A 15579-nucleotide genomic window follows, 5' to 3' on the forward strand; every position below is an offset into this window, starting at 1 on the left:
CCGGGCGCTCAGGGGGTTACAGTTTTTTCGCTTTCTCGATGGCTTCTTCGATGCCGCCGACCATGTAGAACGCCTGCTCGGGCAGGTGGTCGTAGTCACCGTTGAGGATGCCTTTGAAGCCAGCGATGGTGTCCTTCAGCGACACGTACTTGCCCGGCGAACCGGTGAAGACTTCGGCCACGAAGAACGGCTGGGACAGGAAGCGCTGGATCTTACGAGCACGGTTAACGAGCTGCTTGTCCGCTTCGGACAGTTCGTCCATACCCAGGATCGCGATGATGTCCTTCAGCTCTTTGTAACGCTGCAGAACGTACTGTACGCCACGGGCGGTGTCGTAGTGGTCCTGACCGATTACCAGAGGGTCCAGCTGACGCGAAGTGGAGTCCAGCGGGTCGACAGCCGGGTAGATACCCAGGGAGGCGATGTCGCGGGACAGTACGACGGTGGCGTCCAGGTGGGCGAAGGTGGTCGCCGGGGACGGGTCAGTCAGGTCGTCCGCGGGAACGTATACGGCCTGGATGGAGGTGATCGAACCGGTCTTGGTGGAGGTGATGCGCTCTTGCAGAACGCCCATTTCCTCGGCCAGGGTCGGCTGGTAACCCACAGCGGACGGCATACGACCCAGCAGCGCGGATACTTCGGTACCGGCCAGGGTGTAGCGGTAGATGTTGTCGACGAACAGCAGAACGTCACGGCCTTCGTCACGGAACTTCTCGGCCATGGTCAGGCCGGTCAGTGCCACGCGCAGACGGTTGCCCGGCGGCTCGTTCATCTGGCCGTAAACCAGGGCTACCTTGTCGAGAACGTTGGAATCCTTCATCTCGTGGTAGAAGTCGTTACCCTCACGAGTACGCTCACCCACACCGGCGAACACGGAATAACCGCTGTGCTCGATGGCGATGTTACGGATCAGTTCCATCATGTTTACGGTCTTGCCCACACCGGCGCCACCGAACAGGCCTACCTTGCCACCTTTGGCGAAGGGGCAGACCAGGTCGATTACCTTGATGCCGGTTTCCAGCAGCTCGTTGCCACCAGCTTGTTCGGCATAGGACGGAGCGTCGCGGTGGATAACCCAGCGCTCTTCTTCACCGATGGGACCGGCTTCGTCGATGGGGTTGCCCAGCACGTCCATGATGCGGCCCAGGGTGGCCTTGCCAACCGGGACGGAGATGGCTGCGCCGGTGTTGGATACGTCCAGGCCACGCTTGAGGCCTTCGGTCGAACCCATGGCGATGGAACGAACCACGCCGTCGCCCAGCTGCTGCTGAACTTCCAGGGTGGTTTCGACGCCGCTGACTTTCAGCGCGTCGTATACGTTCGGCACCTGATCACGCGGGAATTCCACGTCGATAACGGCGCCGATGATTTGAACGATACGTCCGCTACTCATATCTGGTTCCTCTAAATATATGAACCGGTCTTAAACCGCGGCAGCGCCGCCGACGATTTCCGAAATCTCTTGAGTGATCGCTGCCTGACGCGCCTTGTTGTAGATCAGCTGGAGATTGCTGATCAGATCACCGGCGTTGTCGGTGGCGTTCTTCATCGCGATCATCCGTGCGGCCTGCTCGCAGGCATTGTTTTCAACCACGGACTGATACACCTGGGATTCCACGTAGCGCACCAGCAGACCCTCGAGGATCTCCTTGGCGTCGGGTTCGTAGAGGTAGTCCCAGTGGTGCTTCAACTCTTGATCGGCGTCGGCCACCAGCGGAACCAGCTGTTCCACGGTCGGCTTCTGCGTCATGGTGTTGACGAACTTGTTGGAAACCACGAACAGGCGGTCGATACGGCCGTCCAGGTATGCATCGAGCATGACCTTGACGCTACCGATCAGGTCGTTGATCGAAGGTTCCTCGCCGATGTGGCTGATAGCTGCCACGACGTTGCCGCCGTAGTTGCGGAAGAAGGCCGCACCCTTGCTACCAATCACGCAGAGGTCGATCTCCACGCCTTGTTCACGGTAACCCGCCATGTCCTTGACCAGGGTCTTGAACAGGTTGATGTTCAAGCCGCCACACAGACCGCGGTCGCTGCTCACCACGACGTAACCGACGCGCTTTACTTCACGGTCGATCATGAACGGGTGGCGGTATTCCGGGTTCGCGTTGGCCAAATGACCGATCACCTGGCGGATGCGCTCCGCGTAGGGGCGGCTGGCAGCCATGCGCAGTTGAGCCCTGCGCATCTTGCTGACCGCCACCTTTTCCATGGCGCTGGTGATCTTCTGCGTGCTTTTGATGCTCGCAATCTTGCTGCGAATCTCTTTTGCGCCTGCCATGTAACACCTTTCGGGTTAGCAGGCGGGGGATCTTGCGACCCCCCGCTGCGGCTTACCAGGTTTGGGTGGCCTTGAACTTCTCGATACCAGACTTGATGCCGGCATCGATTTCGTCGTTGAAGTCACCCTTCTCGTTGATCTTCGCCATCAGAGCGGCGTGATCACGGTTGAAGTAGGCGATCAAGGCTTGTTCGAAGGCGCCGATCTTGGTCAGTTCGATATCTGCAAGGAAACCACGCTCGGCGGCATACAGGCTCAGCGACATGTCGGCGATGGACATGGGCGCATATTGCTTCTGCTTCATCAGCTCGGTAACGCGCTGACCGTGCTCGAGCTGCTTGCGGGTAGCCTCGTCCAGGTCGGAAGCGAACTGCGCGAACGCAGCCAGTTCACGGTACTGGGCCAGAGCGGTACGGATACCACCGGACAGCTTCTTGACGATCTTGGTCTGGGCAGCACCACCAACACGGGATACCGAGATACCGGCGTTCACGGCCGGACGGATACCCGAGTTGAACAGGGCGGATTCCAGGAAGATCTGACCGTCGGTGATGGAGATCACGTTGGTCGGAACGAACGCGGAAACGTCACCAGCCTGGGTTTCGATGATCGGCAGGGCGGTCAGGGAACCGGTCTTGCCTTTCACAGCGCCGTTGGTGAACTTCTCTACGTATTCCTCGGAAACGCGGGAAGCGCGCTCCAGCAGACGGCTGTGGAGATAGAACACGTCGCCCGGGTAGGCTTCGCGGCCCGGCGGGCGGCGCAGCAGCAGGGAGATCTGGCGGTAGGCTACAGCTTGCTTGGACAGGTCATCATAGATGATCAGGGCGTCTTCGCCGCGGTCGCGGAAGTACTCGCCCATGGTGCAGCCGGAGTACGGAGCGATGTACTGCAGAGCCGGGGATTCGGAAGCACTGGCGGCAACGATGATGGTGTTGGCCAGGGCGCCGTTCTCTTCCAGCTTGCGAACCACGTTGGCGATGGTCGATTGCTTCTGACCGATGGCAACGTAGACGCAACGGATGCCGCTGTCTTTCTGGTTGATGATCGCGTCGACGGCCAGGGCGGTCTTGCCGATCTGACGGTCGCCGATGATCAGCTCACGCTGGCCACGGCCGATCGGGATCATGGCGTCAACGGCCTTGTAGCCAGTCTGTACGGGCTGGTCGACCGACTTACGCCAGATCACGCCCGGAGCGACTTTTTCCACAGCGTCGGTGGCTTGGGCATTGATCTGGCCTTTGCCGTCGATCGGGTTGCCCAGGGCGTCAACGACGCGACCCAGCAGTTCCGGACCAACCGGTACTTCCAGGATGCGGCCGGTGCACTTGGCGCTCATACCTTCGGCCAGGCCGGTGTATTTGCCCAGGATTACGGCACCAACGGAGTCTTGCTCCAGGTTCAGCGCCATACCGTAGACGCCGCCCGGGAACTCGATCATTTCACCGTACATCACATCGGCCAGGCCGTGGATACGCACGATGCCGTCGGAAACGGAAACGATGGTGCCCTCGTTACGGGCTTGGGAAGAGACGTCGAGTTTCTCGATACGTCCCTTGATGATTTCACTAATTTCGGAAGGATTGAGTTGCTGCATTGCTCTGCTGCCCCTTCAAACTCAAGATTTCAACGCTTCGGCCAGTTTCGCGAGCTTGCCGCGAACCGAGCCATCGATAACCAGGTCGCCGGCGCGGATGACTACACCACCTATGAGGCTGGAGTCTTCCACGGCGTGCAGACGCACTTCCCGGCTGAGCCGTGCGCTGAGAACCTTGGCGAGTTTGTCTTGCTGTTCATCGCTCAATGCGAAGGCACTGGTTACTTCCACATCGACCGATTTCTCTTGTTCGGCCTTGTACAGCTCGAACTGTTCGGCGATTTCCGGCAGCAGCACGAGGCGGCCATTCTCGGAAACAACGTGGATGAAGTTCTGTGCCTGGGCGTCGAACTTGTCACCAACCACCTCGACAAAGGTGGCGGCTTTTTCTGCGCTCGTCAGTCGCGGGGCTTTGAGCACACGCTGCATGGTGTCGTCTTGCGACACCGCAGCGGCCAGGCCTAGCATGGCCGACCAAGCGGCCAGCTGCTGATGGGCCTGGGCGTACTCGAAAGCAGCCTTGGCGTAAGGTCGGGCCAGCGTGGTCAGTTCTGCCATGATCGCCCTCGCTTAAATTTCGGCTGCCAGTTTGTTAACCAGCTCCGCGTGCGCGTTTTGATCGATAGTGGCACCCAGGATCTTCTCGGCACCATTAACGGCCAGGCTACCCAGTTGGGTGCGCAGCGCGTCTTTGACACTGTTCAGTTCCTGCTCGATCTCAGCCTGAGCTTGCGCCTTCAGGCGCTCGCCTTCAGCACGTGCCTGATCGCGAGATTCGTCGACGATCTGGGTAGCGCGCTTTTTGGCTTGCTCGATGATTTCAGCTGCCTGAGCCTTGGCTTCGCGCAGTTGCTGACCCACTTTCTCATGGGCCAGCTCCAGGTCACGAGCCGCACGGTTGGCAGCGTCCAGGCCATCAGCGATCTTCTTCTGACGTTGCTGCAGAGCTGTAATGACCGGAGGCCATACGAACTTCATGCAGAACAGTACGAAGATGAAGAAAGCAACGGACTGGCCGATCAGGGTTGCATTAATGTTCACGCCAACACCTCGCTCGTTCGTTGTCAGTCCAATCCTCGAAAATCGAGGATTATTGGGCTACCTGAGCAATGAACGGGTTAGCGAAGGTGAAGAACAGAGCGATACCAACGCCGATCATGGTTACGGCGTCGAGCAGACCGGCCACGATGAACATTTTAACTTGCAGCATCGGAACCATTTCCGGCTGGCGAGCAGCGCCTTCCAGGAACTTGCCACCCAGCAGACCGAAGCCAATGGCGGTACCCAGAGCACCCAGGCCAATCAGCAGAGCTACGGCGATCGCGGTCAGACCTACTACAGTTTCCATTTTTCCTCCCGACTTTATGTCGTGTTGGTTAAGGTTTAAGTGAAGCGGTAAAGCGAAATCGTTTTATTCCCACTGCCCTTGCGGGCTTTCCCTTGCCTCGCGGCGCGGGACCATCTCTAACAGACCGCACACCCTCTTCCGCCCTTCGGGCACCTCCTCCCCGAGGGGAGAAGGTCATCGGATGCGCTGCGCGTTATTAATGGTTGTCCTCATGCGCCATCGACAGGTAGACGATGGTCAGCATCATGAAGATGAAGGCCTGCAGGGTGATGATCAGGATGTGGAACACAGCCCACGCCCACTGCAGCACAACGCCCAGGCCGCTCAGCCACAGAATGCCGGCGCCGAACATTACAGCGATCAGGATGAACACCAGTTCGCCGGCGTACATGTTGCCGAACAGACGCAGAGCCAGCGAGATCGGCTTGGCGATCAGGGTGACGAATTCGAGCAGGAAGTTCACCGGGATCAGCAGGATCTGAACGAAGATGTTCTTGCTGCTGAACGGGTGCAGGGTCAGTTCGCCGATGAAGCCGCCGATGCCCTTGACCTTGATGCTGTAGAAGATGATCAGCGCGAACACCGAGAAGGCCATGCCCAGGGTGGCGTTCGGGTCGGTGGTCGGTACGGCGCGGAAGAACAGGTGCTCGTTACCGGAGATCTTCGCGGCCAGCATCGGGATCCAGTCCACCGGGATCAGGTCCACGGCGTTCATCAGGAAGATCCAGACGAAGATGGTCAGGGCCAGCGGGGCGATCAGCGGGTTACGACCATGGAAGGTGTCTTTGACGTTGGTGTCGACGAAGTCGACCATCACTTCGACCAGGTTCTGCAGGCCACCGGGAACGCCGGTAGTGGCTTTCTTGGCTGCCATGCGGAACAGGATGATGAAAATGAGGCCAAGGCCGATGGAGAAGCCCAGGGTGTCCAGATGGAAGGCCCAGAAGCCCATTTCCTTGGCTTGCTCGGCACTGTGGGCAAAGCCCCAATCGCCATTGGGCAGACGACCGAAGGTCAGGTTCTGCAGGTGGTGCTGGATATAGCCCGAAGCGGTTTGCTCTGCCATGTTTGCCTCAAACGCCCTAAGGTTTCGAAAGTCTTGTTCTCATCAGCAGGGGCGCGAACCAGCTGACCGACTGGGTCAGCAGGAAAACGCCGAAAACTGCCGGCGCATCCAGGGGTTTCACTCCTGCGAACGTCAGTGCAAACAGCACTGCCGTCAGAATCATCTTGCCCATCTCGCCCGCATAGAAAGACCGGACTATCGCCTGGGCTGCTCGGGCTCCGCTGTAACGGAACGCCTTGCGGGCGAAATACAAGTTCGGCAACCAGGCGATCAAGCCGCCGCACAAGCCAGAGTATCCAGCTACCGTGCCACGCCACTGCCAGACAACGACAGCGGCAAGCAACAGGACGACCAGCTGAACCAACAGGACCGGAAAGACCGGTAGACGATGGAAGGGCAAGCGGTTTGGCGTGCGGATTTCCATCGCAGCAGTTCCTCTGGTGTCGGCCGCTGGAATCAACGACTTGGCATACTTTGTGCCGACAAAATTGCGCGCAGAGTATAGGGGGGGAACCCCCCCCGTTCAACTGCCGGGTAGTGATTTCCGACCGTCGCTACAGCGCCAAATGTTTCAGCGGATGTGGGCCAGGACGCCCTGCAACTCATCGAGGGAGTTGTAGCGGATCACCAGTTGGCCTTTGCCCTTCTGCCCATGCTTGATCTGCACGGGAGCGCCCAACCGCTCAGCCAGGCGCTGTTCGAGCCGACTGATGTCGGGATCGGCCTTGACCACCTCGACAGGTTTCTCCTTGCTGTTCAGCCACTGCCGTACCAGTGCCTCGGTTTGGCGCACGGTCAGACCTCGTGCGACAACATGTCGCGCCCCTTCCACCTGTCGTTCGAGGGGCAGGCCGAGCAGGGCACGGGCATGGCCCATTTCCAGATCGCCATGGGAAAGCAGGGTCTTGATCTCTTCCGGCAGGCCGATCAGGCGCAGCAGGTTGGTGATGGTCACCCGCGACTTGCCCACCGCTTCGGCGACCTGCTGTTGGGTGAGCTGGAACTCCTGCTGCAGGCGCTGCAGGGCGATGGCTTCCTCGATGGGATTGAGGTCCTCGCGCTGGATGTTCTCGATCAGCGCCATGGCGATGGCGGCCTCGTCGGGCACTTCACGGACCATGGCCGGAATCTTCTCCAGGCCGGCCTGCTGGCTGGCGCGCCAACGGCGCTCACCGGCGATGATCTCGAAGCGGCCCGCACCAATGGGGCGCACGACGATGGGCTGCATGACGCCCTGGACCCTGATCGACTGGGCCAGCTCTTCGAGCGCGGTGGGGTCCATGTCGCGGCGGGGCTGGTACTTGCCGCGCTGGATCAGGTCCAGGGGCAGGTGCTGAAGCTCGCGGGTATCGACCTTGACGGCCTCGTCTTCGAGCTTGGTGACGGTACTGCCGCCCAGCAGGGCGTCCAAGCCACGGCCCAGACCTCGTTTTTTCGCGGCCATGCGGATTCCTTATGCGGTAGCGGATTTGGCTTTGGCGCGCTGGCGGCGGACCAACTCGCCTGCCAGTGCCAGGTAGGCGATGGCGCCACGGGATTGCTTGTCGTAGACCAGGGCCGGCATGCCGAAGCTCGGGGCTTCGGCCAGGCGCACGTTACGCGGGATGACCGCATCGTAGAGCTTGTCGCCGAAGTGTTCCTTGAGCTGCGCCGAGACATCGTTGGTGAGACTGATGCGCGGGTCGTACATGGTGCGCAGCAGGCCTTCGATCTTCAGGTTCGGGTTCAGCAGCTGGCCGATGCGCTGGATGCTGTTCACCAGGTCCGACAGGCCTTCCAGCGCGTAGTACTCGCACTGCATGGGGATGATCACGCCGTCGGACGCGGACAGGGCGTTGATCGTCAGCATCGACAGCGAAGGCGGGCAGTCGATGAGGATGTAATCGTAGTTTTCGCGGATCGGCGCCAGGGCTTCGCGCAGGCGATGCTCCTTGTTCGGCATGTCCAGCAGCGCCACTTCCGCCGCGGTGAGGTCGCGGTTGGCCGGCAGCAGCTGGTAACCACCGTGCTCGGAATACTGCATGGCGGTGGCCAGGTCGCACTCACCGGTGAGCACGTCATAGACCGAATGCTCGAGGGCCAGCTTGTCGATGCCGCTGCCCATGGTGGCGTTGCCCTGGGGATCGAGGTCGATCAGCAGCACGCGACGCTTGGTGGCGACCAACGACGCGGCCAGGTTGACGCAAGTGGTGGTCTTGCCGACCCCACCTTTCTGATTGGCAATAGCGAATACCTTGCCCATGGCTGCCTTCCCCCTCATAGCGTGCGGCGCAGTATCAGCAGATGGCGCTGACCTTGGCAACCGGGAACCTCCAGCTGATGCGCCGACTCGACGCGGAAGTCCGCGGGCAGTGCCTGCAGCTCATCGTTCGGATGCAATCCCTTCATCGCCAGCCAGCGCGTTTCTCCGTCACCCAGGTGACGGGTCCAGTTGCTGAAGTCCTCCAGCGAACTGAAGGCGCGGGAGACGATGCCGCTGAACGGCCGCTCCGGGGTGAAGGCCTCGACCCGGCTGTGGACAACGTCGAGGTTGTCGAGTTTCAGCTCCAGTTTCACCTGGGTGAGGAAGCGGGTCTTCTTACCGTTGGAGTCGAGCAGGGTGAAGCGTCGCTCGGGGAACAGGATTGCCAGCGGGATGCCGGGCATGCCGCCGCCGCTGCCGACGTCCAGCCAGTTGTCGCCGAGCGCGGCTACGTATGGCACGACGCTCAGGCTGTCGAGCAGGTGGCGCGAGACCATTTCGTCAGGATCGCGCACCGCGGTGAGGTTGTAGGCCTTGTTCCACTTGATCAGCAGGGCCAGGTAGGCGAGCAGGCCATCCTGGCTTTGCGGGGTGAGTTCGACAGCGAGTTGTTGCGCGCCACGGGACAGTTCGTCGGCGTGGCGTTGGTTGACCAAGGACATCAGGCGCTTATCTCCAGCTTCTGGCCGGCTCCGCGTTTTTTCAGGTGGATGAGCAACAGGGAAATCGCCGCCGGGGTCACGCCCGGGATACGACCTGCCTGGCCCAGGGTTTCCGGACGGCTGTTGCCGAGCTTGTGCTGGATCTCCTTGGACAGGCCGGAGATGGTGGCGTAGTCCAGGTCGTTCGGCAGGCGGATGTCCTCGCTGGCGCGCAGACGGGCGATCTCGTCCTGCTGGCGGTCGATGTAGCCGGCGTACTTGGTCTTGATCTCCACTTGCTCGGCCACTTGCGGGTCTTCGGCGCCGCCGCCGGTGATTTCCACCAGGCCGGCGTAATCGATTTCCGGGCGGCTCAGCAGGTTGAGCAGGTTGTACTCGTGGGTCAGCGGAGTGCCGAAGCGCTCTGCGACGGCATCGCCGGCCGGTGTCCCGGGGCGAACCCAGGTGCTCTTCAGGCGCTGTTCCTCGAGGGCGATGCCTTCTCGCTTGGCTTCGAAGGCCGCCCAGCGCCGGTCGTCCACCAGACCCAGTTCGCGGCCCTTCTCGGTGAGACGCAGGTCGGCGTTGTCTTCGCGCAGGATCAGCCGGTACTCGGCGCGCGAAGTGAACATGCGATAGGGCTCTTGGGTACCGAGGGTGATCAGGTCGTCGACCAGTACGCCGATGTAGGCCTCGTCGCGGCGCGGGCACCAGGCTTCCTTGCCCTGGGCACGCAGGGCGGCGTTGGCGCCGGCGAGCAGGCCCTGGGCACCGGCTTCTTCGTAGCCGGTGGTGCCGTTGATCTGGCCAGCGAAGAACAGGCCGCCGATCACTTTGGTTTCCAGGCTGTACTTCAGGTCGCGCGGATCGAAGTAGTCGTACTCGATGGCGTAGCCGGGACGCACGATGTGGGCGTTCTCCATGCCACGGATGGAGCGCACGATCTCCAGCTGCACATCGAAAGGCAGCGAAGTGGAAATGCCGTTGGGATACAGCTCGTGGGTAGTCAGGCCTTCCGGCTCGATGAATACCTGATGGCTTTCCTTGTCTGCGAAGCGGTGGATCTTGTCTTCGATGGACGGGCAGTAGCGCGGACCGATGCCTTCGATCACACCGGAATACATCGGCGAGCGATCGAGGTTGCTGGCGATGATCTCGTGGGTGCGTGCGTTGGTATGGGTGATCCAGCAACTGACCTGACGCGGGTGCTGCTCCTTGGAACCAAGGAAGGACATCACCGGGATCGGGGTGTCGCCAGGTTGCTCGGTCATCACCGAGAAGTCCACGGAGCGACCATCGATGCGCGGCGGGGTACCGGTCTTCAGGCGACCGACACGCAGCGGCATTTCGCGCAGGCGCTTGGCCAGGGCGATCGACGGCGGATCGCCGGCGCGACCGCCGGAATAGTTCTGCAAACCTATGTGGATAAGTCCGCCGAGGAAGGTGCCTGTGGTCAGTACCACGGACTCCGCGACGAAGCGCAGGCCCATCTGGGTCACTACGCCTTTGACCTGGTCGTTCTCGACGATCAGGTCATCGCAGGCCTGCTGGAATATCCACAGGTTCGGCTGGTTTTCGAGGATCTCGCGGATCGCTGCCTTGTAGAGCACGCGGTCGGCTTGTGCACGGGTGGCGCGTACGGCCGGGCCCTTGCGGCTGTTCAACACACGGAACTGGATGCCGCCGAGGTCGGTGGCGGTCGCCATGGCGCCGCCCAGGGCATCGATTTCCTTGACCAGGTGGCTCTTGCCGATGCCACCGATGGCCGGGTTGCAGCTCATCTGCCCGAGGGTTTCCACATTGTGGGTCAGCAGCAGGGTCTTCACGCCCATGCGTGCGGCCGCCAGGGCGGCCTCGGTGCCGGCATGGCCGCCGCCGATCACGATCACGTCAAAACGGGAAGGGAAATCCACCACGCACCTCGTGCCTCTTCAAGGCTGGGAAATAGAGAAAGCCGCACAGTATAGGGGAAATCACCGCCTTTCATGAAGCCGTCTGGCCAAAAAATAGCCAACCTGCTCCAGTCCTGCTTTTAGCGTGAGTTATCCAAAAGTGGAAAAGTCCTTGTGGGTAAAAATATAAAGAAGAGAAGAATTTCTTAAAAAGCCTGTTTTTATGTTTATGCATTGGGGAGGAGGTTTTCTGTGGATAAGTGATTCAAGGCCATCTACGACGCTGCTTACAGAGGATGATAATCCTGTGATATTCCTGCCGGTAGGCACTGCGTAAGCCGTCAGCAAGCTGTGCACCGATAGGGAAGTTATGCACAGCGGTTTTATCCAGTGGCTTTTCACCAGGGTTATGGACTGGGTTGAAGGGCAGTTATCAACAGGGTTTAATCCACTGGTTTTTGGGGCGCGCAGGCAGGAACGGACCGCCTGGCAAGCAGGCAGTCGCGTTCGTTGTGGATAAAAAGTCGAGGGCTTCGGCTTACTTGCCGATGCAGAAGCTGGAGAAGATACGACCCAACAGGTCGTCGGAGCTGAAGGCGCCGGTGATCTCACCCAGCGCGTGCTGGGCCTGGCGCAGGTCTTCGGCGAGAAGCTCGCCGGCACCGGCCAGCGTGAGCTGTGAACGCCCATGGTCGAGGAAGCTGCCGGCCTGGCGCAGCGCTTCCAGGTGGCGGCGGCGGGCGCTGAAGCTGCTTTCGGCGGTCTGTTGATAACCCATGCAGGTCTTCAGGTGCTCGCGCAGCAGATCCAGGCCTGCTCCGGAGCGGGCGGAAAGGCTGAGGGTGACATGGCCATCGTCGCTGACTTCCAGGCCGATCTCCTCACCGCTGAGGTCGGCCTTGTTGCGGATCAGGGTGACCTTGGCCGGATCGGGCTTGCTGTCGAGGAACTCGGGCCACAGGGCAAAGGGATCGGCTGCTTCCGGTGCGGTGGCGTCCACCACCAGCAGTACGCGGTCGGCTTCCTCGATCGCCTTCAGCGCGCGCTCGACGCCGATCTTTTCCACATGGTCGTCGGTATCACGCAGGCCAGCGGTATCCACAACGTGCAGGGGCATCCCGTCGATGTGGATATGTTCGCGCAGCACGTCACGGGTGGTACCGGCGATGTCGGTGACTATGGCTGCTTCGCGCCCGGCGAGGCTGTTCAGCAGGCTGGATTTGCCGGCATTGGGACGGCCGGCGATCACTACTGTCATGCCGTCGCGCAGCAGGGCACCCTGTCCCGCTTCGCGAATCACTGTGGATAAGTTTTCCCGCACGCCGTCCAGCAAGCCCAGCACATGGCCGTCGGCGAGGAAGTCGATTTCCTCCTCGGGAAAGTCGATGGCGGCTTCTACGTAGATACGCAGCTCGATCAGTTTCTCGGTCAGGCCATGGACACGCCTGGAGAATTCCCCTTGCAGGGAGCGCAGCGCGTTGCGCGCGGCTTGTTCGGAGCTGGCTTCGATCAGGTCGGCGATGGCTTCGGCCTGGGCCAGGTCGAGCTTGTCGTTGAGGAAGGCGCGTTCGCTGAACTCGCCCGGGCGGGCCTGGCGGGCGCCGAGTTCCATGCAGCGGCGCAGCAGCAGGTCGAGGACAACGGGGCCACCGTGGCCCTGGAGCTCGAAGACGTCTTCGCCGGTGAAGGAGTTGGGGCCGGGGAAGTAGAGGGCGATACCTTCGTCGAGGGTCTGTCCGGCGCCATCCAGGAAGGGCCCGTAGTGGGCGAAGCGTGGCTTGGGTACACGGCCGCCGATGGTCTCGGCTATGCGCGCGGCCAGCGGGCCGGAGACGCGGACTATGCCTACGCCGCCACGACCCTGGGCGGTAGCGACGGCGACGATGGTGTCACGGACAGGGTTCATCTGTGGATACCTTTGGGTCTGCGAATGGCGGATAGCAAGACGCCCCCAGAGGGGGCGTCATGTTCAAGCTGTCTGGCGTCGCTGTCAGGCTGCTGCCTTCTTGCTGGCCGCCTCGATCTGCCGGGTAATGTACCACTGCTGCGCGATCGACAGGACGTTGTTGACCACCCAGTACAGGACCAGGCCGGCCGGGAACCACAGGAAGAAGAAGGTGAAGATGATCGGCATCAGCTTCAGTACCTTGGCCTGCATGGGGTCCGGCGGAGTCGGGTTCAGCTGCTGCTGGATGAACATGGTGGCGCCCATGATGATCGGCAGGATGAAGAACGGGTCCTTGATCGACAGGTCGGTGATCCAGAACATCCACGGGGCCTGGCGCATTTCCACGCTTTCCAGGAGTACCCAGTAGAGCGCCAGGAACACCGGCATCTGGACCAGGATCGGCAGGCAGCCGCCCAGCGGGTTGATCTTCTCCTTCTTGTACAGCTCCATCATCGCCTGGGACATCTTCTGGCGATCGTCACCGAACTGTTCCTTCAGCGCCTGCAGCTTCGGCGAGACGGCACGCATGCGCGCCATGGAGCGGTAGCTGGCGGCGGAGAGCGGGAAGAACGCGGCCTTGATCAGGATGGTCAGGACGATGATCGACCAGCCCCAGTTGCCCAGCAGGCTGTGGATATGTTGCAGCAGCCAGAAGATCGGCTGGGCGATGAACCACAGGAAGCCGTAGTCGACGGTCAGTTCCAGGCCCGGGGAGAGTTCCTTCAGGTGGCTCTGGACCTTCGGACCGGCGAACAGGGTCGCGGAGGTTTCGGCGGAGGCACCAGCCGGGATGTTCAGCGTAGGGCCGACGAAACCGACGATGTAGTTGCCTCTGGAATCCTTGCGGGTCTGGATGACGTTGTTCTGTTCCTTGTCGGCGATCCAAGCGGTGACGAAGTAGTGCTGCAGCCAGGCTACCCAGCCGCCCTGGACGGTCTCCTTGAAGGGCTGCTTGTCCATGTCCTTCATGGAGACTTTCTTGTACGGCTCGTCCGGAGTCCAGACCGCGGCGCCCAGGTAGGTGGACACGCCGGTAGCGGTGGTGGTGGACGGGTCGGCACTGGCGTCACGCTTCAACTGGGCGTACATGCTGCCGGTCCAGGGCTGCGCGCTCTGGTTGTCGATCTTGTACGTGACCTGCAGGTCGTACTTGCCGCGGGTCAGGGTGAAGCGCTTGATGTAGTTGACGCCGGCTTCGCTGAAGGTCAGGTCGACCACCAGTTGGTCCTGGCCGTCCGCCAGCTTGAAGTTACGCTGGGTGGCACTGAACAGTGGGCGACCGTTGGCACGGGCGTCCGGGCCGCCTGCGCCGACCAGGCCGCTCTGCGCCAGGTAGACGCGCTCGCCACCGTTGTCGAACAGCTGGAAGGGTACGTCCGGGCGATCCTGGCGACGGGGGAACTGCGGCAGGGTCAGCTGGACGATGTCGCCGCCGACCGGATCGATGGCTAGGTGGAGCACATCGGTTTCAACGCGGATCAGGTCGTTGCTGGGAGCCACGGCCTGGGTGGCTGCCGGTTCGCTGCGTTCCGCGTTGGTGGCGGTCGGCACATCGTCGCTGGTCTTGGCGGTTGCGTTGTCGTCCGGCAGGGTCGACTGGGCGCTGCTAGCACTGGTGCTGGCGGTCGGCAGCGCGGCTTGACCGTAGTCCTGGTTCCACTGGAGAACCATCAGGTAGGACACGATTGCCAGGGCGACGATCAGGATCGAGCGTTGGATATCCATGATTACTCGGCCATCGAAGAGGGTTGGGATGTGTTGGCGGGTGGCACCGGGTCATAACCGCCCGGATTCCACGGATGACAGCGACCGAGCCGACGCAAGGTCAGCCAGCCGCCACGCAGGGCACCATGCTGTTCGATGGCTTCCAGCGCGTAGCAGGAACAACTGGGATAGAAACGACAGTGACTGGCCATCAGTGGGCTGATGGCATAGCGGTAGAACTGGATCGGAGCGAGGGCCAGTTTACGCATGGGGACTGTCGGACACCCCTGATCCGGTAGCGGGTTCAGGGCGGGTCCGGCTGCGCGCAAGGCGTTTCCAGAGCTTGCCGAACTGATGTCTCAGCTCAGGATTCTCAAGATCGCCAATGCCTTTGCGCGCCACGATCACGATGTCCCAACCAGCCAGCAACTCGAGGTTGTGTCGGTAGGATTCGCGGATCTGGCGTTTGAGGCGATTGCGCTCGACGGAGAGCTTGACGCTCTTCTTGCCGATCACCAGTCCCAGGCGGGGGTGATCGAGGCCGTTTTCGCGCGCGAGGAGCAGGACATTCTTGCCGGGAACCTTCCCGGTCGGTGAGTCGAAGACTGCCTTGAATTGTCGGGGAACCAGCAGACGCTTTTCCCGACCGAAGTCCTGACTCACCACCCGTTCCGGATAATCAGACGGTCAGGCGCTTGCGGCCCTTCGCGCGGCGGCGCGACAGGACTGCGCGGCCATTCTTGGTGGCCATACGGGCACGGAAACCGTGGGTGCGAGCGCGCTTGATGGTGCTGGGTTGGAAAGTGCGTTTCATGATGCTTTACCTGGTGGTCACTACGGGCCGGAAGTGGCCCCCG

The 15579-nt window shown here is 61.4% G+C and carries 17 protein-coding genes; all 17 read right to left on the minus strand.

The features are described from left to right. Positions 1-16 precede the first annotated feature (16 nt). The gene (atpD, locus tag PCA10_RS28105; RefSeq protein ID WP_016495488.1) at positions 17-1393 is read right to left on the minus strand and encodes a F0F1 ATP synthase subunit beta; all 1377 of its coding nucleotides are present in this window, start codon (positions 1391-1393) and stop codon (positions 17-19) included. Between the two features lie 30 nt (positions 1394-1423). Further along, entirely contained in the window at positions 1424-2284 is an 861-nt protein-coding gene (atpG, locus tag PCA10_RS28110; protein ID WP_041770470.1) for a F0F1 ATP synthase subunit gamma, read from the minus strand. 52 nt (positions 2285-2336) lie between these two features. Beyond that, a complete protein-coding gene (atpA, locus tag PCA10_RS28115; protein ID WP_016495490.1) occupies positions 2337-3881 on the minus strand; it encodes a F0F1 ATP synthase subunit alpha in 1545 nt (514 codons plus the stop codon). Between the two features lie 21 nt (positions 3882-3902). Next, positions 3903-4439: a F0F1 ATP synthase subunit delta gene (locus tag PCA10_RS28120; protein ID WP_016495491.1), complete on the minus strand. Its 537-nt coding sequence runs from the start codon at positions 4437-4439 to the stop codon at positions 3903-3905. Between the two features lie 12 nt (positions 4440-4451). Beyond that, positions 4452-4922, minus strand: a complete 471-nt coding sequence (locus tag PCA10_RS28125; RefSeq protein ID WP_016495492.1) for a F0F1 ATP synthase subunit B — start codon at positions 4920-4922, stop codon at positions 4452-4454. 49 nt (positions 4923-4971) lie between these two features. Continuing rightward, complete coding sequence (atpE, locus tag PCA10_RS28130) at positions 4972-5229, minus strand: F0F1 ATP synthase subunit C (RefSeq protein ID WP_003457994.1); 258 nt, start codon at positions 5227-5229, stop codon at positions 4972-4974. Between the two features lie 196 nt (positions 5230-5425). Further along, positions 5426-6295: a F0F1 ATP synthase subunit A gene (gene atpB / locus PCA10_RS28135; protein ID WP_016495493.1), complete on the minus strand. Its 870-nt coding sequence runs from the start codon at positions 6293-6295 to the stop codon at positions 5426-5428. Between the two features lie 16 nt (positions 6296-6311). Further along, positions 6312-6719 (minus strand): F0F1 ATP synthase subunit I, encoded by a 408-nt coding sequence (locus PCA10_RS28140; protein WP_016495494.1) that lies wholly within the window; start codon positions 6717-6719, stop codon positions 6312-6314. A 147-nt stretch (positions 6720-6866) separates the two neighbouring features. After that, a complete protein-coding gene (locus PCA10_RS28145; protein WP_016495495.1) occupies positions 6867-7739 on the minus strand; it encodes a ParB/RepB/Spo0J family partition protein in 873 nt (290 codons plus the stop codon). Between the two features lie 9 nt (positions 7740-7748). Further along, on the minus strand, positions 7749-8537 hold the full coding sequence (locus PCA10_RS28150) for a ParA family protein (protein WP_016495496.1): 789 nt from the start codon (positions 8535-8537) through the stop codon (positions 7749-7751). Between the two features lie 14 nt (positions 8538-8551). After that, complete coding sequence (gene rsmG / locus PCA10_RS28155; RefSeq protein WP_016495497.1) at positions 8552-9199, minus strand: 16S rRNA (guanine(527)-N(7))-methyltransferase RsmG; 648 nt, start codon at positions 9197-9199, stop codon at positions 8552-8554. Then, positions 9199-11091, minus strand: coding sequence for a tRNA uridine-5-carboxymethylaminomethyl(34) synthesis enzyme MnmG (gene mnmG / locus PCA10_RS28160; protein WP_041770471.1), 1893 nt, complete (start codon positions 11089-11091; stop codon positions 9199-9201). The genes rsmG and mnmG overlap by 1 nt, the downstream gene beginning before the upstream one ends. A 517-nt stretch (positions 11092-11608) precedes the next feature. After that, positions 11609-12976 (minus strand): tRNA uridine-5-carboxymethylaminomethyl(34) synthesis GTPase MnmE, encoded by a 1368-nt coding sequence (mnmE, locus tag PCA10_RS28165; RefSeq protein ID WP_016495499.1) that lies wholly within the window; start codon positions 12974-12976, stop codon positions 11609-11611. A gap of 84 nt (positions 12977-13060) precedes the next feature. Further along, positions 13061-14743: a membrane protein insertase YidC gene (yidC, locus tag PCA10_RS28170; RefSeq protein WP_016495500.1), complete on the minus strand. Its 1683-nt coding sequence runs from the start codon at positions 14741-14743 to the stop codon at positions 13061-13063. 2 nt (positions 14744-14745) lie between these two features. Then, complete coding sequence (yidD, locus tag PCA10_RS28175; RefSeq protein WP_016495501.1) at positions 14746-14991, minus strand: membrane protein insertion efficiency factor YidD; 246 nt, start codon at positions 14989-14991, stop codon at positions 14746-14748. Further along, a complete protein-coding gene (gene rnpA / locus PCA10_RS29905) occupies positions 14984-15388 on the minus strand; it encodes a ribonuclease P protein component (protein WP_016495502.1) in 405 nt (134 codons plus the stop codon). Before rnpA ends, yidD begins: the two co-directional genes overlap by 8 nt. 13 nt (positions 15389-15401) lie before the next feature. Further along, on the minus strand, positions 15402-15536 hold the full coding sequence (gene rpmH / locus PCA10_RS28185; RefSeq protein WP_003246698.1) for a 50S ribosomal protein L34: 135 nt from the start codon (positions 15534-15536) through the stop codon (positions 15402-15404). Between the last annotated feature and the right edge of the window lie 43 nt (positions 15537-15579).

Source organism: Pseudomonas resinovorans NBRC 106553, from assembly GCF_000412695.1.
GTDB classification, from domain to species: domain Bacteria; phylum Pseudomonadota; class Gammaproteobacteria; order Pseudomonadales; family Pseudomonadaceae; genus Metapseudomonas; species Metapseudomonas resinovorans_A.